Here is a 20,093-nt window from a genome sequence, read left to right as displayed (position 1 = left end):
ACTGCCTTCAGTGGTGAAAGGTGCCGCCCCCCTCGTTCCGACGAGCGCCACCCGGCGACCGGAAAGACTACCCGGCAGGAGGAATTGTTCCATACCTGCTCTCCCGGGCCTTCGGTGATGTTCACCGCATCGCAAACAGCCTCTTGAAGCGGCCCGAGACCACCTGACGTGCGCCGACGGCACCGCCCGCGAGGCGGAGGACGAGCCCGCGGCGCGCCGAGGCCACGACCTGGACGAGCAGCACACGGCCCAGTCGGCCGAGGACCATCCCGCGCCGGCCCACGAACCCCTGCGGGGCCCTGACCTCGGCGTTCCCGGTCGAACCGTCCGCGTACCGCAGCTCGGCACCGAGCGACCAGGCGGCGAGCCGGCCCGCGCGGACCAGCTTCGCGGTGGGCAGCGACACGGTGGCCGTCCAGCCCTCCTCCGTCGGCAGCAGCGGCGCGTCGGCCGACAGCTCGGCCGCCGAGACCCGCTCCGTGAAGGCGACGCGGACGGCGGTGGGGCGCAGTGCGGCGACACGCCCGTAGAGATCGTGGACGGTCAGGGTCAGCCGGGTGGACGCGCCGACGGTCACGGACCCGTCCACGGCCACGGGCAGCTCCCCGGGCGTGAGCTCCGCGAGACCCTCCAGGGGTACGTCGGCGGGCGCGGCGGACAGGACCGGCGCGCCGTCCTCGGCGCGCGGGTACGGCGGCACGAGCCGGGGCCGGGGCGCGGCCAGCTCGACGAACCGGGTGAGCTCCCGTCCTTCGGGCACGGCGGGGAGAGCGGTGAGTCCGGCGTGCAGCCAGCGGGACGGGGCCTGGGCCCCGGCGACCGCGGCGGCCTCGAAGTCCGCCAGGTGGGCGCGGGTGACCGTCCACCAGTCGGCCCGGTAGGCGGCGGTCCGCTGCGGCAGCTCGCGCAGGTACATGGGGAGGTCGTAGTCGAGGAACTTCGTCTGCGCGGCGCGGGCGAGCGCCGGCCGTCCCGCCGTACGGAACACGTCGACGACCGCGGCGTGCGCGGCGATCCGGTGCTCCCAGTTGGCCAGGGAGGCGCGGCGCAGCGAGATCGACAGGGTCGCGGCCTGCCGCCGCACGTGCCACACGTACACGGGGACGTCGGTGACGGCGAGCCGCGGGGCGGCGGCCTGCACCCGGGCGCTGAAGACGAAGTCCTCGTAGTGGAAGGCGCCGTCGGGGAAGCGGATGGCGTGCCGGTCGAGGAAGTCCCGGCGGTAGAGCTTGTTGACGGAGAGGGTGTCGAGGACGAACTCCGGGTGCTTCTCGACGCCGTCGAGGACGGTGCCGGGGAGGGTGGCGCCCTGGGACACGTCGTACAGCGAGGGCGCCCAGACGGTCTCGCGGCCCTCGGGGAGCTCGCGCCGCACACAGATTCCGGCGACGACGTCGGCGTCCTGCGCGGAGGCGACGGCGAGCAGCCCGTCGACGGCGCCGGGCATCAGCAGGTCGTCGCTGTCGAGGAACAGGACGTAGGGGTGGACGGCGGCGTCGATGCCGTCGTTGCGGGGGGTGCCGCAGCCGCCGCTGTTCTCCCGCCGGATCAGCGGGCGCACGCGCGGTTCGCCGGCGAATCCGGCGAGGACCTCGGGCGTGGTGTCCCCGGAGGCGTCGTCGACGACGACGACCTCACCGACCGCCTCGCCCTGGGCGAGCGCGGAACGGACGGCGTCGCCGACGTGTGCCGCGTCGTTGTACGCGATGACGACGACACTGACACGCGCGGCGGCCTGCGGCCGGGGGGTCTCACTCACCCGTGAATCCTACGTGTCCCCCGAACGGCCGCGGGGCGGCCGGAGCCGGAACGGAACCGGCCGGACACCCCGTGGGGTGCCCGGCCGGTGGACGCCGCCGGCGGGCCGGCCGGCGTCCCGTGGGAGAGCCGGGCCGAAGCGGCGGATGCACCGCGTCCGGCCCGGCTCCGCCCGCTAGAACGGGTCGAACTCGTCGAACTCGCGCTGCGCGTCGTCGCGCTCCGCCTCCCGGTCGCGGCGGCGCTGCGCCGCCGGGCGCGGGGCCTCCAGACGGTGGTCCTCACCGCGGCGGCCGAGCATCTCGGCGCCGGCCATCATGGTGGGCTCCCAGTCGAAGACGACCGCGTTGTCCTCGGCGCCGATCGCGACGCCGTCGCCCGCGCGGGCACCGGCCTTCATCAGCTGGTCCTCGACGCCGAGGCGGTTGAGGCGGTCGGCCAGGTAGCCCACGGCCTCGTCGTTGTTGAAGTCGGTCTGGCGGACCCAGCGCTCCGGCTTCTCGCCGCGCACCCGGTAGACCTCTTCCTGCTCGTCGTACGTGACGGTGAAGCCCGCGTCGTCGACGGCCTTCGGGCGGATGACGATACGGGTCGCCTCCTCCTTCGGCTTGGCCGCGCGCGCCTCGGCGACGATGCCGGCGAGGGCGAAGGAGAGCTCCTTGAGACCCGTACGGGCCACGGCGGAGACCTCGAACACCTGGTAGCCGCGCTCCTCCAGGTCCGGGCGGATCATGTCCGCGAGGTCCTGGCCGTCCGGGATGTCGATCTTGTTGAGGACGACGATCCGCGGCCGGTCCTCCAGGCCGCCGTACTGCTTGAGCTCCTCCTCGATCACGTCGAGGTCGGTGACCGGGTCGCGCTCGGACTCCAGCGTCGCCGTGTCGAGGACGTGGACGAGCACAGAGCAGCGCTCGACGTGGCGGAGGAACTCCAGGCCGAGGCCGCGGCCCTGGCTCGCGCCCGGGATCAGGCCCGGCACGTCGGCGATCGTGTAGACCGTCGAGCCGGCCGTGACCACGCCGAGGTTCGGGACGAGCGTGGTGAACGGGTAGTCCGCGATCTTCGGCTTGGCGGCCGACAGGACGGAGATGAGCGAGGACTTGCCGGCGCTCGGGTAGCCCACGAGGGCCACGTCGGCGACGGTCTTGAGCTCCAGGACGATGTCCCGCGACTCACCGGGCTCGCCGAGGAGCGCGAAGCCGGGGGCCTTGCGGCGGGCCGAGGCCAGCGCGGCGTTGCCGAGGCCGCCGCGGCCGCCCTGGCCGGCGACGAAGGTGGTGCCCTGGCCGACCAGGTCGGCGAGGACGTTGCCGCGCTTGTCGAGGACGACGGTGCCGTCGGGCACGGTCAGGACCAGGTCCTGGCCGTCCTTGCCGGAGCGGTTGTCGCCGGCGCCGGGCTGACCGTTGGTCGCCTTGCGGTGCGGCGAGTGGTGGTACTCGAGGAGGGTGGTGACCGACTGGTCGACGACCAGGGTCACATCGCCGCCACGGCCGCCGTTTCCGCCGTCGGGGCCGCCGAGCGGCTTGAACTTCTCGCGATGGACGGAGGCGCAGCCGTGGCCTCCGTTACCCGCGGCGACGTGCAGCTCGACGCGGTCCACGAAGGTGGTCATGGGTGTGCCTCCAGAGAATTACGTGCGGAATGTCTATCTAGTAACACGCGAAAGGCGGACCCGCTTCCCGTACGGGAAGTGAGGTCCGCCTCCGCAAAGAGTTCCGATCAGGCGACCGGAACGATGTTCACGACCTTGCGGCCACGGTGGGTGCCGAACTGCACCGCGCCGGCCTGCAGGGCGAACAGCGTGTCGTCGCCACCGCGACCGACACCCGAGCCCGGGTGGAAGTGGGTGCCACGCTGGCGGACCAGGATCTCACCCGCGTTGACGGCCTGACCGCCGAAGCGCTTCACGCCGAGCCGCTGGGCATTCGAGTCGCGCCCGTTCCGGGTGGACGATGCGCCCTTCTTGTGTGCCATGTCTCAGTCCCTCTTACTTCGCAGCCGCGGGGATACCGGTGACCTTGATCGCCGTGTACTGCTGACGGTGACCCTGGCGACGGCGGTAGCCGGTCTTGTTCTTGTAGCGCAGGATGTCGATCTTGGCGCCCTTGTGGTGGTCCACGACCTCGGCCGTGACCTTGATACCGGCCAGGACCCACGGGTCGCTGGTCACGGCGTCGCCGTCGACAACGAGCAGGGTCGAGAGCTCGACCGTGTCGCCAACCTTGGCAGTGGAAATCTTGTCAACCTCAACGATGTCGCCGACAGCAACCTTGTGCTGGCGACCACCGCTGCGCACGATGGCGTACACGCGGATCTCTCTCTCACTCGGGATCGAAACCTCTGAAGCCAGCCGCTCACACGGGCCCGGGGGCCCGCGGCGTTCCGGAATCGGACGAGCGGCCTCTCCCGGCGAGCGGGAGGGAGGTGCTCAGAGGCGCAGCGCATCTACAGACACGCCGACGGTCTAGGTTACGGGCGGCTGCCGCAGAGGGTCAAATTCGCCCGTGCGGTGCGGGCCGCCTCCTCCGTCCGGAGGGGGCGGCCCGCACCGGCAGGTCAGTCCTGGGCCGGAGCCGCGGTCTTCTCCGCCGCCTTCTTGGCCGGGGCCTTCTTGGCGGTGGTCTTCTTCGCGGCCGTCTTCTTGGTCGCCGCCGTCTTCTTGGTGGCGGCCTTCTTCGCCGTGGTCTTCTTGGCGGTCTTGCGCGCGGCCGTCTTCTTGGCCGGCGCGGCCTCCGCCTCGGTCTCGACCGGGGCCTCGGCCACCTCATCGGCGGCCTCGGCGGGAGCCGTGGTCACCACGACCACGGCCGCCTCCTCGGCACCCGAGGGCGAACCGGCGGGAGCGGTGGCCTTGCGGACCACGCGGCGACGGGCACGCGGCGGGGCGGCCACGGGGGCCTCCTCGACGACGGGCTCGACGACCGGCTCGGCGACGGCCTCGACCACCGGCTCCGGCGCCACGACGGGCTCCGGAGCGGTCTCGACGACCGGCTCGGCGACGACCTCGGCGACCGCGTCCGTGGTCGAGACGACCGGAGACGTCACCCGACGGGTGGCACGACGACGGCCGCGCGGGGCCGGGGCGGGGGTCTCCTCGACCACGGTCTCGGCCACGGCCTCGACGACCGGCTCGGCGACCTGCTCGACGGCGGGCTCCACGGCCGGCTCGGGCTCGGCGACGGGCGCCGGCTCGAACACGACGGCCTCGGTCTCCACGACCGGCGCCGGGGCGACCGGCGTCGAGACGACCGGGGCGGACACCCGACGGGTGGCACGACGACGGCCACGACCGCGCGTGGCGGCGGCCTCGGCCTCGGCGACGGAGCCGTACAGCTCCTCGTCCGGGGCGATCGGCTCCGGCAGGGCGATCGGGGCGGCGAGCTCCGCGGCGACCTCGGCCTCGGTCTCGACCTCCGCGGTCTCGGTCTCCACGGCCTCGGCGTGCTCGTGCTCGTGGGCGTGCTCGGCGCCGCCGCGGCCGCGCTTCTTCGAGCGCTTGCCGCCGCCACCGCCACCGGCGGTGGCCGGCTGCTCCATGTGCACGATGACGCCGCGGCCGTTGCAGTGGACGCAGGTCTCGGAGAAGGACTCCAGGAGGCCCTGGCCGACCCGCTTGCGGGTCATCTGGACCAGGCCGAGCGAGGTGACCTCGGCCACCTGGTGCTTGGTCCGGTCCCGGCCCAGGCACTCCAGGAGGCGGCGCAGCACCAGGTCGCGGTTGGACTCCAGGACCATGTCGATGAAGTCGATGACGACGATGCCGCCGAGGTCGCGCAGCCGCAGCTGGCGCACGATCTCCTCGGCCGCCTCCAGGTTGTTCCTGGTGACGGTCTCCTCCAGGTTGCCGCCCTGGCCGGTGAACTTGCCGGTGTTGACGTCGACGACGATCATCGCCTCGGTCTTGTCGATCACCAGCGAGCCGCCGCTCGGCAGCCAGACCTTGCGGTCCAGCGCCTTCATGAGCTGCTCGTCGATCCGGTACGTCGCGAAGACGTCGACCTCGCTCGTCCACTTGGACAGGCGGTCGGTCAGGTCCGGGGCCACGTGGTTCACGTACCCGTGGATGGTCTCCCACGCGTCGTCGCCGCTGACGATGACCTTGGAGAAGTCCTCGTTGAAGATGTCGCGGACGACCCGGACGGTCATGTCCGGCTCGCCGTAGAGAAGGCTCGGCGCGGACGACGAGATCTGGTTGGCCTTCTTCTGGATGTCGGCCCACTGCGCCTGCAGTCGCTCGACGTCGCGGCGCAGCTCGTCCTCGCTCGCGCCCTCGGCGGCGGTGCGCACGATGACGCCCGCGTCCTCGGGGACGATCTTCTTGAGGATGGTCTTCAGGCGGGCGCGCTCGGTGTCCGGGAGCTTGCGGCTGATGCCGGTCATCGAGCCCTCGGGGACGTACACGAGGTAGCGGCCCGGCAGGGAGACCTGGCTGGTCAGACGGGCGCCCTTGTGGCCGATCGGGTCCTTCGTGACCTGCACGAGGACCGACTGGCCGGACTTGAGGGCGGACTCGATGCGGCGGGGGCCGTGGCCCATGCCGAGCGCCTCGAAGTTGACCTCACCGGCGTACAGGACGGCGTTGCGGCCCTTGCCGATGTCGACGAAGGCGGCCTCCATCGACGGCAGGACGTTCTGGACCTTGCCCAGGTAGACGTTGCCGACGTACGAGGTGGCCTGCTCCTTGTTGACGTAGTGCTCGACGAGCACGTTGTCTTCCAGGACGCCGATCTGGGTGCGCTCGCCGCTCTGGCGGACGACCATGACGCGCTCGACGGCCTCGCGGCGGGCCAGGAACTCGGCCTCGGTGATGATCGGGACGCGGCGGCGGCCCTGCTCGCGGCCCTCGCGGCGGCGCTGCTTCTTGGCCTCCAGACGGGTCGAGCCCTTGATGGACTGGACCTCGTCGGACGGCTCGGCCTTCTCGCGGGCCGGGCGGGGCTCGCGGACCTTGACGACCGTACGGACGCCGTCCTCGTCGCCCGCCTCGGCGTCGGCGGAGGCGTCCCCGCTGCGACGGCGGCGACGGCGACGGCGACGGGAGCTGCTGGAGCCGCCGGCGTAGGCCTCGGCGTCGTCCGACTCCTCCTCGCCCTCCTCGGACTCCTCGGTCTCGTCCTCGGCGTGCGGCTCCTCGCCCTCCTCGGTCTCCTCGACCTCGGTGAGCTCGCCGCGACGGCGGCGACGGCCGCCGCGGCGGCGACGGCGGGACGGGCGGTCCTCGTACTCGTCCGTCTCCTCGGCCTCCTCGGTCTCCTCGACCTCGTCGGCGACGGCCTCGACCTCGGGCTCGTCGGCGACGGTGGCCGGGACGGGCTCGACGGCGACGGGCTCGCCGCGGCGGCGACGGCGACGGCGGGAGCCGGTCTCGGCGCGCTCGGCGGCCTCGGGCTCGGCGGCCTCCACGACCTCGGCCTCGACCGTCTCGACGGTCTCGACGAGCTCGTCCTCCTCCGGCTCCTCGACCACGGCGGCGGCGGCCGCGGCGGCGGTCTCCGGCGTCTGGAACATCGGCTCGGCGAAGACCGGGGCCTGGAAGACGGCGACGGCGGGGCGCGCGGCACGGCGCGGCTCGCGGGCCGGGGCCGGCTCGGAGGTGAACTGCGGCGAGGTCACGCGGCGGCGGCCGCGGCCACGGGTGGCGGCGGTCTCGGCGGCGGCGACCTCGGCCTCGTCGGCGGCGATCTGCTCGACGGCGGCGCGGGGCAGCGACTCGCCGGTGGCGGCCGGCTCGGCTGCCTCCTCGGCGGCGGGCGCTCCGGCGGGCGCGGTGGCCTTGCGGGTGGCACGACGGCGGGTACGGGCCGGCGGAGCGGCCTCGACGGCGGGCTCCGCGGCCTCGGCGGCGACCGGCTCGGCGGCCTCGGCGACCGGCTCGGCGGCGGGGGCCGCGACCGCGGTCTCCTCGACGGCGGCCGGCGCACCGGCCGGAGCGGTGGCCTTACGGGTGGCACGGCGGCGGGTACGGGCCGGCGGAGCGGCCTCGACGGCGGGCTCCGCGGCCTCGGCGGCGGCGACGGGCTCCGCGGTCTCCGCGGTCTCCTCCACGGCGGCCGGGGAGGTCACCGGCGAGGTGGCCTTGCGGGTGGCGCGGCGGCGCGGGCGGGCGGGGGCGGCCTCGGGGGCCTCCTCGGCGACCTCGGCCGCGGCGGTCTCCACGACCGGCTCGACGACCGGCTCGGCCGCGGCCTCCACGGCGGGAGCGGTGGCCTTGCGGGTGGCGCGGCGGCGGGTGCGCGGCGCGGGGGCCTCGGTCTCGGCCGGGGCGGCCTCGGCGGGGGCCTCGGCGGCCGCCGGGGTCTCGGCGGTGGCGCCCGTCACCGGCGGACCGGCGGGGCGGGAAGCGGCGCGGCGCCTACGGCGCGGCGGCAGCTTGTCACCGGGGGCGTTGGTGTCTTCGTTGGACTCGAGCATGCGGGCGGTTCTCCCGTCACGCTCCCGGGCGCCGCGCCTGGTTCCGGTCCGGCGGCACGGTCGCGCCTGTGGCGCGGTGCCGCCGTCCGGGGCGCGGGCGCCGCACGGGAGCTGTATGTCTGGCTCGCCGGTTCCGTACGCCCTGTGCGGACGGCCTGGCGAAAGTCTCCTGGTCAGTGCGCTGCCCGACCCAGGTGGCTCCCGAGTACCAGGGCGGCGCTACGACGACCGCTCCCTACGCGGTACCGGTACCCGGCGCCGTCGCCGGGGCGGTCGCGGCGGCCGTGGGTGAAGCGGCCGTGACTGCCTCGCGGTCGGGCGCGAGCGGGTCGGTCACCGTGCCGGACTCCTCGTCGAAGAGCCCCTGCGCCAGCCTGGTCACCGCAGCGGGGACCGGCGGCGCCAGGTCGGCCACAGCTCGGAGACCGGACAGGACGTCGTCGGGTCGCACGGCAGGTGTCACGTGCCGAACAACCAGCCGCAGTATCGCACAGGCGCTGTCCAGCGGCCTATCACCCTGGGGATCGCCCTGGGGACGGGTGGCCGTCAGCTCGGTGACAGCGGAACGGGCGTCGAAGGTACGGACTCCGTTCTTGGTCTTGCGCTGTACTTCCACCGTCTCGGCCGCGAGAAACGCCTCGACGGCCTTCTCGGCGTCCTCGACCTCGACGCCCTCCAGGCGCAGCTCCCACACGGAGGCGGTGAGCCGGTCGGCGAGACCCGAGGTCCGGGCCTCGACGGCGTCGGTGATGTCGAGGCCGGCCGGGAGGGACTCGTCGAGCAGGGCCCGCAGGGTCTCCGGGTCGCGGGCCTCGGTGAGCGCGATCTCCAGGTACTCGGCCTCGGAGCCCGTGCCCGTCGGGGCGGCGTTGGCGTACGACACCTTGGGGTGCGGGGTGAAGCCCGCCGAGTACGCCATGGGCACCTCGGCACGGCGCAGCGCACGCTCGAAGGCGCGCTGGAAGTCACGGTGGCTGGTGAACCGGAGGCGGCCGCGCTTGGTGTAGCGCAGTCGGATGCGCTGCACCGCCGGTGCGGGCGGCGGGCCTTCGGGCTGTCGCTTGCCCAGTGGTTCTTCTCCTCGGTGCGGGGCGGCGCGGGTGCGCGCCGTCCACGAGATGTACGGGTTGCCCTGGGGGTCCCGCCCGGTTCACCCCCGCTTCCGCGGGGAGATCTCGGGGGCGGGCGCCGCGCCGGGGACGTTCGTTGTACTACCCAGAGTACGCGCCCGGGCCGCCTCCGGTTCCCCGGGCCGGGTCAGCGGGGTCCGCCGAAGAGGGCGGCGCGCACCTCCCGGGCGGCGGTGCGGACGGCCCGCGCGGCGGCGGCGACCGGTCGCCACACCCAGGTGCGCAGCCAGTGGCCGACCGGAGTGAGGATCACCCGGTACGTCCAGGCGAGGGGTCGGCCGATCACGTTCCACAACACCCAGCCGATCGCGCGGCCGACGACCCGCGAGACGCGGCCGGCCACGTCCCAGGCCCAGGCGAGCACGGCACCGATCGCCCGCCCGACGGGCGCGAGCACATGCCGCCACAGCCAGCCGAGCGGAGTGACGACGAGCAGGTCGACGACCCACCACAGCGCCTTGAGTACGGGGAGGAGCACCGCTCGCCAGAGCCACTTCAGCGGTGTGACGACCAGCAGGTCGATCACCCACCAGAGGGCCCGGCCGACGGGGACGAGCACCCACTCCCACAGGAACCGCAGCGGGATCACGATCAGGTGGTGGATGAGCCACCCGAGGACTCGGCCGATCGGGGCGAGGACCCAGCGCCACAGCTGCCGCAGGCAGAAGACGAGGGCGTCCCACACGAGCCGGACGGGCAGGACCACCACGAGGGCGATCGCACGGGCCACCCCCGTGAGGCAGCCCCCGGGCTCGTTCTGGGGCTGCGACCTGCTCTTCTCCGTGTTCATGCCGGAAATGACGCGACGGCCCGGCAAAGGGTTTCCCCTTCGCCGGGCCGTCACTCAAGCGTTACTGGTTGACGACCGTCAGCGGCAGCAGCTTCTTGCCGGTGGGGCCGATCTGGATGTGCGTGTCCATCTGCGGGCAGACGCCGCAGTCGAAGCACGGGGTCCAGCGGCAGTCCTCGACCTCGGTCTCGTCGAGGGCGTCCTGCCAGTCCTCCCAGAGCCAGTCCTTGTCGAGACCGGAGTCCAGGTGGTCCCAGGGCAGGACCTCCTCGTAGGTGCGCTCGCGGGTGGTGTACCAGGCGACGTCCACGCCGACCTCGGGGAGCGTCTTCTCGGCGCAGGCCATCCAGCGGTCGTACGAGAAGTGCTCGCGCCAGCCGTCGAAGCGGCCGCCGTCCTCGTACACCGCGCGGATGACCGCGCCGAGGCGGCGGTCGCCGCGGGAGAGGAGGCCCTCGACGATGCCGGGCTTGCCGTCGTGGTAGCGGAAGCCGATCGAGCGGCCGTACTTCTTGTCGCCGCGGATCTTGTCCCGGAGCTTGCGCAGACGCTCGTCCGTCTCCTCGGCCGACAGCTGCGGTGCCCACTGGAAGGGGGTGTGCGGCTTGGGGACGAAACCACCGATGGAGACGGTGCAGCGGATGTCGTTCTGGCCGGAGACCTTGCGGCCCTCGGCGATCACGTTCATCGCCATGTCGGCGATCTGGAGGACGTCCTCGTCGGTCTCCGTCGGCAGGCCGCACATGAAGTACAGCTTCACCTGGCGCCAGCCGTTGCCGTACGCGGTGGAGACGGTCCGGATCAAGTCCTCCTCCGAGACCATCTTGTTGATGACCTTGCGCATGCGCTCGGAGCCGCCCTCGGGGGCGAAGGTGAGGCCGGAGCGGCGGCCGTTCCTCGTGAGCTCGTTCGCCAGGTCGACGTTGAACGCGTCGACGCGGGTCGAGGGGAGGGACAGGCCGACCTTGTCGTCCGTGTAGCGGTCCGCGAGGCCCTTCGCGATCTCACCGATCTCGGTGTGGTCGGCGGAGGAGAGGGAGAGGAGGCCGACCTCCTCGAAGCCCGTCGCCTTGAGGCCCTTCTCGACCATCTCGCCGATGCCGGTGATGCTTCGCTCCCGCACGGGGCGCGTGATCATGCCGGCCTGGCAGAAGCGGCAGCCGCGGGTGCAGCCGCGGAAGATCTCGACGGACATGCGCTCGTGGACGGTCTCCGCGAGCGGGACGAGGGGCTGCTTGGGGTACGGCCACTCGTCGAGGTCCATGACGGTGTGCTTGGAGACGCGCCACGGCACACCGGACTTGTTCGGCACGACACGGCCGATGCGGCCGTCCGGCAGGTACTCCACGTCGTAGAACGCCGGGATGTAGACCGAGCCGGTCTTCGCGAGGCGGAAGAGGACCTCCTCGCGCCCGCCCGGCCGGCCCTCGGCCTTCCAGGCGCGGATGATCTCGGTCATGTCGAGGACGGCCTGCTCGCCGTCGCCGATGATCGCCGCGTCGATGAAGTCCGCGATCGGCTCGGGGTTGAAGGCGGCGTGGCCGCCGGCGAGCACGATCGGGTGGTCGATCGTCCGGTCCTTGGCCTCCAGCGGGATGCCCGCGAGGTCGAGGGCCGTGAGCATGTTGGTGTAGCCGAGCTCCGTGGAGAAGCTCAGGCCGAAGACGTCGAACGCGCCGACGGGACGGTGGCTGTCCACGGTGAACTGCGGCACGCGGTGCTCGCGCATCAGCTCTTCGAGGTCCGGCCACACGCTGTAGGTGCGCTCGGCGAGGACGCCCTCGCGCTCGTTCAGCACCTCGTAGAGGATCATGACGCCCTGGTTGGGCAGACCGACCTCGTACGCGTCCGGGTACATCAGCGCCCAGCGGACGTCGGCGGACTCCCACGGCTTGACCGTGGAGTTCAGCTCTCCACCGACGTACTGAATCGGCTTCTGCACGTGCGGGAGCAGAGCTTCGAGCTGCGGGAAGACAGACTCGGCAGCAGACATCTCGAACCTTCGTGAGCTGGCAGGGGGCGACTCTCAAGCGTACCCGGTGCTCAGCGGGTCGGATCCGCGCGAAGCCCTCGGGCCGAGGCCCGGGCCCAGACCCGGGGCAGTTCCCGCGCGGCCGCGTCGGCCGCGGCCTCCTCGCGGCCGTACAGAAGTCCCCAGGTGAAGGCCGATTCGCCGACCCCCTGGGCCATGATCCCGAATTCGCGGAGGGCGGCGCGGGCGACGACGGAGTCCTGGTGTTCTCCGAGGAGTGACTGGACGGCCTTGAGGCGTTTCGCGAGGCGCTCGGCGGGCTTGCCGAGGGCGGGGCCGGCCGCGTCGGCGGCGTAGCGGGCGCGTTTGGCGGCCTTGCGGGCCTCGTGGAGGGCGAGGTCGCGCTCGTGGCCGGCGTCGAGGGTGAGGGCGTGTTCGATCCGGCCGCCGAGGCGGTGGTGGTCCTTGCGCACGGCGCGGGCGAGGACCGCGCGCGCGTCGCGGCGGGCGGCCTTGCGCAGCGGCGGGTCGGCGAGGAGTGCTTCGAGGGCGTCGAGGAGGGCGAGGTACCGGTCGGAGTCGAGGGCGGCGAGGGCCTGGTGGCGGGCGTTCCTGGCGAGCGCGGCGTCCCGGTGCCGCAGCCGGGTCGTGACGGGGCCGAGGGTGAGCTCGGGGGGCAGGTTCGCGACGCGGGCGCGCAGCCGTGCGTCGAGGACCTCCTGGTCGCGGGCGACGCCGAGTTCGCCCGCGAGCCACTTCAGTTCGTCGCCGAGCGGGTCGGTGAGGTCCCGGTCGAGGACGCGGCGGTAGGTCCTGAAGGCGCTGCGGAGCCGGCGGCAGGCGACGCGGAGCTGGTGCACGGCGTCCGGCAGGTCGCGTCGTACGGCGGGGTCGAGCGCGACGATCGCGTCGGCCTGTTCCCGTGCGTAGGCGAGGACGACGGCCGCGGCGGTGCCGGGTTTCCCGGGGGTGGCCGGGGGCCTGGGTTCCACGCCGGTCTCGGTGAGGGCCCTGGCCAGTTTGGAGGGGGCCGCGGAGGGGCGGATGCCGGCCTTCCGGAGGCGCTTCTCGACGGCGTCGAGGAGGTCCGGGTCGATGTCGTCCGCGAGTTCGACCTCGATCTCGGTCCAGGAGGTCTCCGGCCCTCCGGGCAGCCGTTCGGCGTGGACGGCGTCGACGGAGAGTTCGGCGAGGAGGGTGCCGTCGGCGTCGAGGAGGTGGCGGACGTCGCGGGCGGAGCGGAGGCGGACGGCGGGGACGACCTCTCCGTCGCGGACGCGGGAACGGAGGAGCCCCGCCAGCTCACCCGGCAGGGTGTCGCTGAGCGGGGTCCTGATCTCGTCGCGGACGCCGGCGGCGACGGGGAACTTGACGTGCCAGCCGGCGTCGCTCCCGCCGGTGCGGCGGCGGAGGGTCACACCGTCCGCGGCCAGGCGCAGGTCGGGCGTGTCGTAGTAGACGGCGTCGAGTTCCATGACGCCCTGGTCCACGACGGTCGCGACTCCGGGGACCCGGGTGAGGTCCGGTACGGGAGTGTCTCCGGTGGCTTCGTACTTCCGCTCGATCTCGCGCTTCGTCTCCGCCGTTCCCATGGGTCGAATCTAGTCGCCGTCACGCCGTCATCGGGCGCTGTACGCGGATCGACTGGAGCAGTCCGATCGCCACCCACACGGCGAACATCGAGGACCCGCCGTACGAGACGAACGGCAGCGGCAGGCCGGCGACGGGCATGATGCCGAGCGTCATGCCGATGTTCTCGAAGGACTGGAAGGCGAACCAGGCGATGATCCCGGCCGCGACGATCGTGCCGTAGAGCTCGGTGGTCTCGCGGGCGATCCGGCAGGAGCGCCAGAGGATGACGCCGAGGAGGACGAGGATCAGTCCGGCGCCGACGAAGCCGAGTTCCTCGCCCGCCACCGTGAAGACGAAGTCGGTCTGCTGTTCCGGCACGAACTGGCCGGTCGTCTGGGAGCCCTTGAAGAGGCCGGCGCCGAGGAGGCCGCCGGAGCCGATGGCGATGCGGGCCTGGTTGGTGTTGTAGCCGACTCCGGCGGGGTCGAGGTCGGGGTTGGCGAAGGCCGCGAAGCGGTTGATCTGGTACTCGTCGAGCATGCCGAGGGCGGTGACGAGGACCGCGCCGAGGACGCCGGCGCCGATGAGGCCGAGGACCCAGCGGTTGGAGGCGCCGGAGGCGAGCAGCACGCCGAGCACGATGACGGCCATGACCATGACCGAGCCGAGGTCGGGCATCAGCATGACGATGCCCATGGGGAGCGCGGCCAGGGCCAGGGCCTTGGCGACGGTGCGGTGGTCGGGGTGGAGCTGGTCCCCGGCGTCGACCTTGGCGGCGAGGAGCATCGCCATGACCAGGATGATCGTGATCTTCACGAACTCGCTGGGCTGGAGGGAGAAGCCGCCGCCGACGACGATCCACGCGTGGGCGCCGTTGATGGTGGCGCCGAGCGGGGTGAGGACGGCGAGGATCAGCACGATCGAGAGGCCGTAGAGGATCGGCACCGCGCCGCGCAGGGTGCGGTGGCCGAGCCAGATCGTGCCGATCATCAGGGCGAGCCCGATGCCGGTGTTGAGCACGTGCCGGAAGAGGAAGTAGTACGGGTCGCCGTTGTTGAGCTCGGTGCGGCCGCGGGTGGCGGACCAGACGAGCAGGGAGCCGATGCCGGAGAGGGCGAGCGCCGAGAGCAGGATGGGCCAGTCGAGCCGGCGCAGCACCGAGTCACGGGCGGCCAGTCTGGCGAGGGTCCCCCGCTCGGGGGCGTACCGGGAGACGGAGAAGCCGTGGGGTGCGGTCATGGGTCCTCCTAGTCCCGGTGCGCGGGCGGGCCCGCGAGCGTCTGGTCGTCGTCGTCCGGCTTCTTGGTGCCGTCCGGCGTCTTCGGGGGCGCGTCCGGGTCGACCTTCTGTGCCTCGGGGTCGTACGGCTTGATCTTCGGCGCGTCGATGGAGCCGTCGGCCTCGATCTTCGGCAGGGTCTTCTGCGGCTGCGGCAGCAGGGCCCGCTTGAGGTCCTGGTTGCCGGCGTCGTCGAGTCCGTAGAGCGCGTCGTAGATGTTGCGCACGGCGGGGCCCGAGGCGCCGGAGCCGGTGCCACCCTGGGAGATCGTCATGACGATCGTGTATTCGTTGGTGTACGTGGCGAACCAGGAGGTCGTCTGCTTGCCGTAGACCTCGGCGGTGCCCGTCTTGGCGTGCATCGGGATCTTGTCCTGCGGCCAGCCGCCGAATCGCCAGGCGGCGGTGCCGCGGGTGGCGACTCCCGCGAGGGCTTCCTCTATCAAGCCGCGGGTCTCCGCCGTCATCGGGAGCCTGCCGTGGGACTTGGGCTTGATCTCGGTGACCTTCTTGCCGTCGGGGCTGATGACGGCCTTGCCGACGGTGGGGTTCCAGAGGGTGCCGCCGTTGGCGATGGCCGCGTAGATGGTGGCCATCTGGATGGGGGTGACGAGGGTGTCGCCCTGGCCGATGGAGTAGTTGACGGAGTCACCGGCGCGCATGAGATTGCCTTCGAGGCAGTTCTCGTAGGAGAGCTGCTGGACGTAGGTGCCGCCGCGCTTGCCGATCTTGCACCAGTAGTCCTTGTTGGCCGCCCAGAAGTCCTGCTTCCACTTGCGGTCGGGGACGCGGCCGGTGACCTCGTTGGGGAGGTCGATGCCGGTCTCGGCGCCGAGGCCGAACTGGTGGGCCGTCCGGTAGAACCAGTCCTTGGCGTCCTTCTTCGGCTTCATGCCGCCGTCGTTGAGCCACTGCTGGTGGGCGAGGGCGTAGTAGACGGTGTCGCAGGAGACCTCGAGGGCCTGGCCGAGGGTGATGGAACCGTGGCCCTGGGACTCGAAGTTCTTGAAGACCTGGCCGCCGATGGAGTACGAGGACGGGCACGGGTAGCGGCCGTTGAACTCGTATCCGGCGTTGACGGCGGCGGTGGTCGACATGACCTTGAAGATGGAGCCGGGGGCGGCCTGGCCCTGGATGGCCCGGTTGAGGAGCGGGAAGTTGGAGTCCTTGCCGGTGAGGGCGGCGTAGTCCTTGGCGGAGATGCCGCCGACCCAGGCGTTGGGGTCGTAGTCGGGCTGGGAGGCCATGGCGACGATGCGGCCGGTCTTGTTCTCCATGACGACGACGGCGCCCGCGTCGGCCTTGTAGTTCTCGCTGGTGTTCTTGTCGTACGTCTTGCGGGCTTCCAGCATCGCGTTGTACAGCTCCCACTCGGCGACCGCCTGCACGCGGGCGTCGATGGAGGTGACGACGTTGGAGCCGGGCACGGCGGGGTCGCTCTTGGCCTGGCCGATGACGCGGCCGAGGTTGTCGACCTCGTAGCGGGTGACGCCGGCCTTGCCGCGCAGTTCCTTGTCGTACGTGCGCTCCAGGCCGGAGCGGCCGACCTGGTCGGAGCGGAGGAACGGCGAGTCGGTGTCCTTGGCCTTCTCGATCTCGGCGTCGGTGACGGGCGAGAGGTAGCCGAGGACCTGCGAGGTGCGGGACTTGCCGGGGGCCGGGTAGCGGCGGACGGCGGTGGGCTCGGCGGTGATGCCGGGGAAGTCCTCGGCGCGCTCGCGGATCTGGAGGGCCTGCTGGGTGGTGGCCTCGTCGGTGACGGGGATCGGCTGGTAGGGCGAACCGTTCCAGCAGGGCTTGGGCGTCTTGGAGTCGCAGAGCCGGATCTTGTTGATGACGTCGTCGGGCTTCATGTCGAGGACGTCGGCGAGCCGGGTCAGGACGGCCTTGCCCCGGTCCTTCATCTTCATCAGCTCGGTGCGGGACGCGGAGACCACGAGCCGGGTCTCGTTGTCGGCGAGCGGGACGCCGCGGGCGTCGAGGAGCGAGCCGCGGACGGCGGGCTGGACGACCTGCTGGACGTGGTTGTTCTTGGCCTCGTCCGTGTACTCCTTGCCGTTCCGGATCTGGAGGTACCAGAGCCGGCCCCCCAGGGTGAGGAGCAGCGAGAAGACGAGGATCTGGATGACGACGAGCCGGATCTGGACCCGGGGGGTCCGCCCTGTCTCGGGGATGTTGCTCATGCTGCCGGTGCCCCCTCGGTCACAGTCGCTTGACTCCCTTGATGCGTCCGGCGCGTGAGGCGCGGCTCCGGGCGGCCTTCACGCGCAGTCCGCCGCGCTGGGCACCGATCCTGAGGCCGGTGCCGGAGGAGAGCCAGCCGGAGGCGACGTCGGCGCCGTTGCCGCCGCCGGCGTCGGCGAGCGGGTCGTTCTCCGCGCGGCGGGCCAGGGCCATGATGAGCGGCACCGTGAAGGGCGCGAGGAGCAGGTCGTACACGGCCGCGGTGAACAGCAGGAAGCCGAGGCCGACATGGCGGGCGGCGGTGTCGCCGACGAGGGCGCCGACGCCCGCGTAGAGGAGCGTGGAGCCGACGGCCGCGGCGACGACGACGGCCATGGGGCCGGTCGCGGAGGTCAGCCGGCCGTTCTCCGGCCTCGCGAGGCCGACGAGGTAGCCGATGACGCAGAGCACGAGGGCGTAGCGGCCGGCGGCGTGGTCGGCGGGCGGGGCGAGGTCGGCGAGCAGGCCGGCGGTGAAGCCGATGAGGGAGCCGCCGACGGGTCCGTAGACGAGGGCGAGGCCGACGACGGTGAGGAGGACGAGGTCGGGGACGGCGCCGGGGAGCTGGAGGCGGGCGAGGACGGAGACCTGGACGACCAGGGCCACCACGATCAGGGTGGCGGAGAGGAGGATGCGGTTGAACTTCACGGTGTCACGCCCCCCTGGTCCTGCTGCGCCTGCTGGTCCTGGCCGTCGTTCTGGTCACGGCCCTGTGCCGCCTGGTCCTGATTCTGGCCCTGGTTCTGCTGGTTCGCCTGCTGTCCGTCCGGTGGCGGTGGTGTGACCGTGACGGTGACGGTCGGCGCGGGCTTGGGCTTCTGCGGGAGGACCATGTCGCGGGGGTCGGAGCGCGGGGCCTGGACGACGACGCCGACGATGTCGAGCTTGGTGAAGCCGACGTACGGGCGGACGTAGATGTTGCGGGTCAGGCCGCCGCCCGCCGGGTCGACGCGGACGACCTCGCCGACCGGGACGCCGGGCACGAAGGGCTTGTCGGCGCGGGAGCCGAAGGTGACGAGCCGGTCGCCGGGCTTGACCTTGGCCTTGCCGTTGAGGAGCTGGACGAGGAGGGGGCTGTCGCCCTGGCCGGTGGCGAAGCCGAGTTCGTCGCTCTTCTCCATGCGGGTGCCGACGGTGAAGTCGGGGTCGTTGGCGAGGAGGACCGTGGAGGTGGAGGGGCCGACGGTGGTGACGCGGCCGACGAGGCCGGAGCCGTTGAGCACGGTCATGTCCCGCTTGATGCCGTCGCGGGCGCCGACGTCGATGGTGACGGTCCAGGAGAAGCCCTGGGCCGCTCCTATGGCGATGACCTGGGCACCCTTGATGCCGTACTGCCCGGCGCCGGCGGTCTTGAGCATGGTGTCGAGCTCGTGCAGCCGGTTGCGGTTGCGGTCGTCGCTGCCGAGCTCCGCCTTGAGCTCGGCGTTCTCCTTCTCCAGGGCGGCGATCCGGGTGTGCCGCTCGCCGGAGTCCCGTACCGCGCCTATGGCGTTGCCGACGGGATCGACGGCGGCCGCCACACCGTTCTCGACCGGCCCGAAGACCGCCGCTGCGGCCTGTCGGGCACCGTCGACGGGTGACTCCTGACCGCCGCGGATGTCCACCGTGATCAGTGCGAACGCGATGGCGATCAGCAGCACCAGGAGCAGCCGGCTCTCTCGTGTGTCCCTCACGTGCGGCGGCCGTGCCTTTCCTCGTGGTTCGGTTGTTCGGCTTTTCGGTTGAAACGTCGTCGCTAGCGGCGCGGCTGAGCGTCGAGGACCTGCTGGAGGGCCTCGAACTCCTCCACGCACTTGCCGGAGCCGAGCGCCACCGAGTCCAGCGGGTCCTCGGCGATGTGGATCGGCATGCCGGTCTCGCGCCGGAGGCGCTCGTCGAGGCCGCGGAGCAGGGCGCCGCCACCCGTGAGAACGATGCCGCGGTCCATGACGTCACCGGAGAGCTCCGGCGGGCACTTGTCGAGGGTGGTCTTCACGGCGTCGACGATCGCGTTGACCGGCTCCTCGATGGCCTTGCGGACCTCGGCGGCGGAGATGACGACGGTCTTGGGCAGACCGGAGACGAGGTCGCGACCGCGGATCTCGGTGTGCTCGTCCTTGTCGAGGTCGTACGCGGAGCCGATGGTGATCTTGATCTGTTCGGCGGTGCGCTCACCGAGGAGGAGCGAGTACTCCTTCTTGATGTGCTGGATGATCGCGTTGTCCAGCTCGTCGCCGGCGACCCGGATGGACTGTGCCGTGACGATTCCGCCGAGGGAGATGACGGCGACCTCGGTGGTGCCGCCGCCGATGTCGACGACCATGTTTCCGGTGGCCTCGTGGACGGGGAGGCCCGAGCCGATGGCCGCCGCCATGGGCTCCTCGATGATGTGCACCTGGCGGGCGCCGGCCTGGGTCGACGCCTCGATCACGGCGCGGCGCTCCACTCCGGTGATGCCGGAGGGCACGCAGACGACGACGCGGGGGCGGGCCAGGTAGCGGCGCTTGTGGATCTTGAGGATGAAGTAGCGGAGCATCCGCTCGGTGATCTCGAAGTCGGCGATCACACCGTCCTTGAGCGGGCGCACGGCGACGATGTTGCCGGGGGTCCGGCCGATCATCTTCTTCGCCTCGGCGCCGACCGCGAGGATGCCCCCGGTGTTGGTGTTGATGGCGACGACTGACGGCTCGTTCAGAACGATGCCTCGACCCCTGACGTACACCAGCGTGTTGGCGGTCCCGAGGTCGACAGCCATGTCACGGCCGATGAACGACATTGTGTTCCCCTTGATTTCCCATGGCTGAGAGTGGTGCGGCGTGGAGTTTTCCATCGTAGTGCCGCCCGCGTGAATGGCGCGCGTTGGTCCACCTCAGTACTGGTGACGGCAGGACGCGGCGATCCGTTCCCGGGATTGGCGTTCATATGCCTGGGGGCGACCGAAATTCCTTCGGTCGCCCCACAGGGTGATGCGTTTGGC

Annotated in this window: 14 protein-coding genes; all 14 read right to left on the bottom strand. The window is 72.0% G+C overall.

Going from position 1 to position 20,093, the window contains the following annotated elements; genetic code table 11:
* Positions 1 to 121 precede the first annotated feature (121 nt).
* The 14 genes from IE237_RS11645 to IE237_RS11580 all read right to left on the bottom strand — a co-directional run bounded on the left by IE237_RS11645 (position 122) and on the right by IE237_RS11580 (position 19,892).
* Complete coding sequence (locus tag IE237_RS11645) at positions 122 to 1,759, bottom strand: glycosyltransferase (RefSeq protein WP_189801834.1); 1,638 nt, start codon at positions 1,757 to 1,759, stop codon at positions 122 to 124.
* Between the two features lie 174 nt (positions 1,760 to 1,933).
* Positions 1,934 to 3,373 carry a GTPase ObgE gene (gene obgE, locus IE237_RS11640; RefSeq protein ID WP_189801833.1) on the bottom strand — a complete coding sequence of 480 codons (1,440 nt, stop codon included), beginning with the start codon at positions 3,371 to 3,373 and terminating at the stop codon, positions 1,934 to 1,936.
* A gap of 107 nt (positions 3,374 to 3,480) precedes the next feature.
* A complete protein-coding gene (gene rpmA / locus IE237_RS11635) occupies positions 3,481 to 3,735 on the bottom strand; it encodes a 50S ribosomal protein L27 (RefSeq protein ID WP_015033582.1) in 255 nt (84 codons plus the stop codon).
* Between the two features lie 13 nt (positions 3,736 to 3,748).
* The gene (gene rplU, locus IE237_RS11630; protein WP_015033583.1) at positions 3,749 to 4,069 is read right to left on the bottom strand and encodes a 50S ribosomal protein L21; all 321 of its coding nucleotides are present in this window, start codon (positions 4,067 to 4,069) and stop codon (positions 3,749 to 3,751) included.
* A 248-nt stretch (positions 4,070 to 4,317) separates the two neighbouring features.
* Positions 4,318 to 8,172, bottom strand: coding sequence for an Rne/Rng family ribonuclease (locus IE237_RS11625; protein ID WP_189801832.1), 3,855 nt, complete (start codon positions 8,170 to 8,172; stop codon positions 4,318 to 4,320).
* 235 nt (positions 8,173 to 8,407) lie between these two features.
* Positions 8,408 to 9,199: a TIGR03936 family radical SAM-associated protein gene (locus IE237_RS11620; protein ID WP_189801831.1), complete on the bottom strand. Its 792-nt coding sequence runs from the start codon at positions 9,197 to 9,199 to the stop codon at positions 8,408 to 8,410.
* A gap of 230 nt (positions 9,200 to 9,429) precedes the next feature.
* Positions 9,430 to 10,092 (bottom strand): hypothetical protein, encoded by a 663-nt coding sequence (locus IE237_RS11615; protein WP_189801830.1) that lies wholly within the window; start codon positions 10,090 to 10,092, stop codon positions 9,430 to 9,432.
* Between the two features lie 61 nt (positions 10,093 to 10,153).
* The gene (locus IE237_RS11610; RefSeq protein WP_189801829.1) at positions 10,154 to 12,085 is read right to left on the bottom strand and encodes a TIGR03960 family B12-binding radical SAM protein; all 1,932 of its coding nucleotides are present in this window, start codon (positions 12,083 to 12,085) and stop codon (positions 10,154 to 10,156) included.
* A gap of 50 nt (positions 12,086 to 12,135) precedes the next feature.
* Complete coding sequence (locus IE237_RS11605) at positions 12,136 to 13,656, bottom strand: CYTH and CHAD domain-containing protein (RefSeq protein WP_189801828.1); 1,521 nt, start codon at positions 13,654 to 13,656, stop codon at positions 12,136 to 12,138.
* Positions 13,657 to 13,675: 19 nt separating this feature from the next.
* On the bottom strand, positions 13,676 to 14,875 hold the full coding sequence (gene rodA, locus IE237_RS11600; RefSeq protein ID WP_189801827.1) for a rod shape-determining protein RodA: 1,200 nt from the start codon (positions 14,873 to 14,875) through the stop codon (positions 13,676 to 13,678).
* Between the two features lie 8 nt (positions 14,876 to 14,883).
* Positions 14,884 to 17,097 carry a penicillin-binding protein 2 gene (mrdA, locus tag IE237_RS11595; RefSeq protein WP_189801826.1) on the bottom strand — a complete coding sequence of 738 codons (2,214 nt, stop codon included), beginning with the start codon at positions 17,095 to 17,097 and terminating at the stop codon, positions 14,884 to 14,886.
* A gap of 19 nt (positions 17,098 to 17,116) precedes the next feature.
* The gene (gene mreD / locus IE237_RS11590; protein ID WP_189801825.1) at positions 17,117 to 17,785 is read right to left on the bottom strand and encodes a rod shape-determining protein MreD; all 669 of its coding nucleotides are present in this window, start codon (positions 17,783 to 17,785) and stop codon (positions 17,117 to 17,119) included.
* Positions 17,782 to 18,810 carry a rod shape-determining protein MreC gene (mreC, locus tag IE237_RS11585; RefSeq protein ID WP_189801824.1) on the bottom strand — a complete coding sequence of 343 codons (1,029 nt, stop codon included), beginning with the start codon at positions 18,808 to 18,810 and terminating at the stop codon, positions 17,782 to 17,784. Before mreC ends, mreD begins: the two co-directional genes overlap by 4 nt.
* 62 nt (positions 18,811 to 18,872) lie before the next feature.
* Positions 18,873 to 19,892 carry a rod shape-determining protein gene (locus IE237_RS11580; protein ID WP_017239313.1) on the bottom strand — a complete coding sequence of 340 codons (1,020 nt, stop codon included), beginning with the start codon at positions 19,890 to 19,892 and terminating at the stop codon, positions 18,873 to 18,875.
* Positions 19,893 to 20,093: the final 201 nt, after the last annotated feature.

This window comes from Streptomyces tanashiensis, from assembly GCF_014648895.1.
In the GTDB taxonomy this organism is placed as follows: domain Bacteria; phylum Actinomycetota; class Actinomycetes; order Streptomycetales; family Streptomycetaceae; genus Streptomyces; species Streptomyces tanashiensis.
Note: the sequence above shows the minus strand (reverse complement) of the source record. Positions and strands in the feature narration are given on the sequence as shown.

Bases quoted from the DNA above. Each gene is read 5' to 3' on its own strand.
- obgE (WP_189801833.1), bottom strand. From the start codon at position 3,373: ATGACCACCTTCGTGGACCGCGTCGAGCTGCACGTCGCCGCGGGTAAC.
- rpmA (WP_015033582.1), bottom strand. From the start codon at position 3,735: ATGGCACACAAGAAGGGCGCATCGTCCACCCGGAACGGGCGCGACTCG.
- IE237_RS11625 (WP_189801832.1), bottom strand. From the start codon at position 8,172: ATGCTCGAGTCCAACGAAGACACCAACGCCCCCGGTGACAAGCTGCCG.
- IE237_RS11615 (WP_189801830.1), bottom strand. From the start codon at position 10,092: ATGAACACGGAGAAGAGCAGGTCGCAGCCCCAGAACGAGCCCGGGGGC.
- IE237_RS11610 (WP_189801829.1), bottom strand. From the start codon at position 12,085: ATGTCTGCTGCCGAGTCTGTCTTCCCGCAGCTCGAAGCTCTGCTCCCG.
- IE237_RS11605 (WP_189801828.1), bottom strand. From the start codon at position 13,656: ATGGGAACGGCGGAGACGAAGCGCGAGATCGAGCGGAAGTACGAAGCC.
- rodA (WP_189801827.1), bottom strand. From the start codon at position 14,875: ATGACCGCACCCCACGGCTTCTCCGTCTCCCGGTACGCCCCCGAGCGG.
- mrdA (WP_189801826.1), bottom strand. From the start codon at position 17,097: ATGAGCAACATCCCCGAGACAGGGCGGACCCCCCGGGTCCAGATCCGG.
- IE237_RS11580 (WP_017239313.1), bottom strand. From the start codon at position 19,892: ATGTCGTTCATCGGCCGTGACATGGCTGTCGACCTCGGGACCGCCAAC.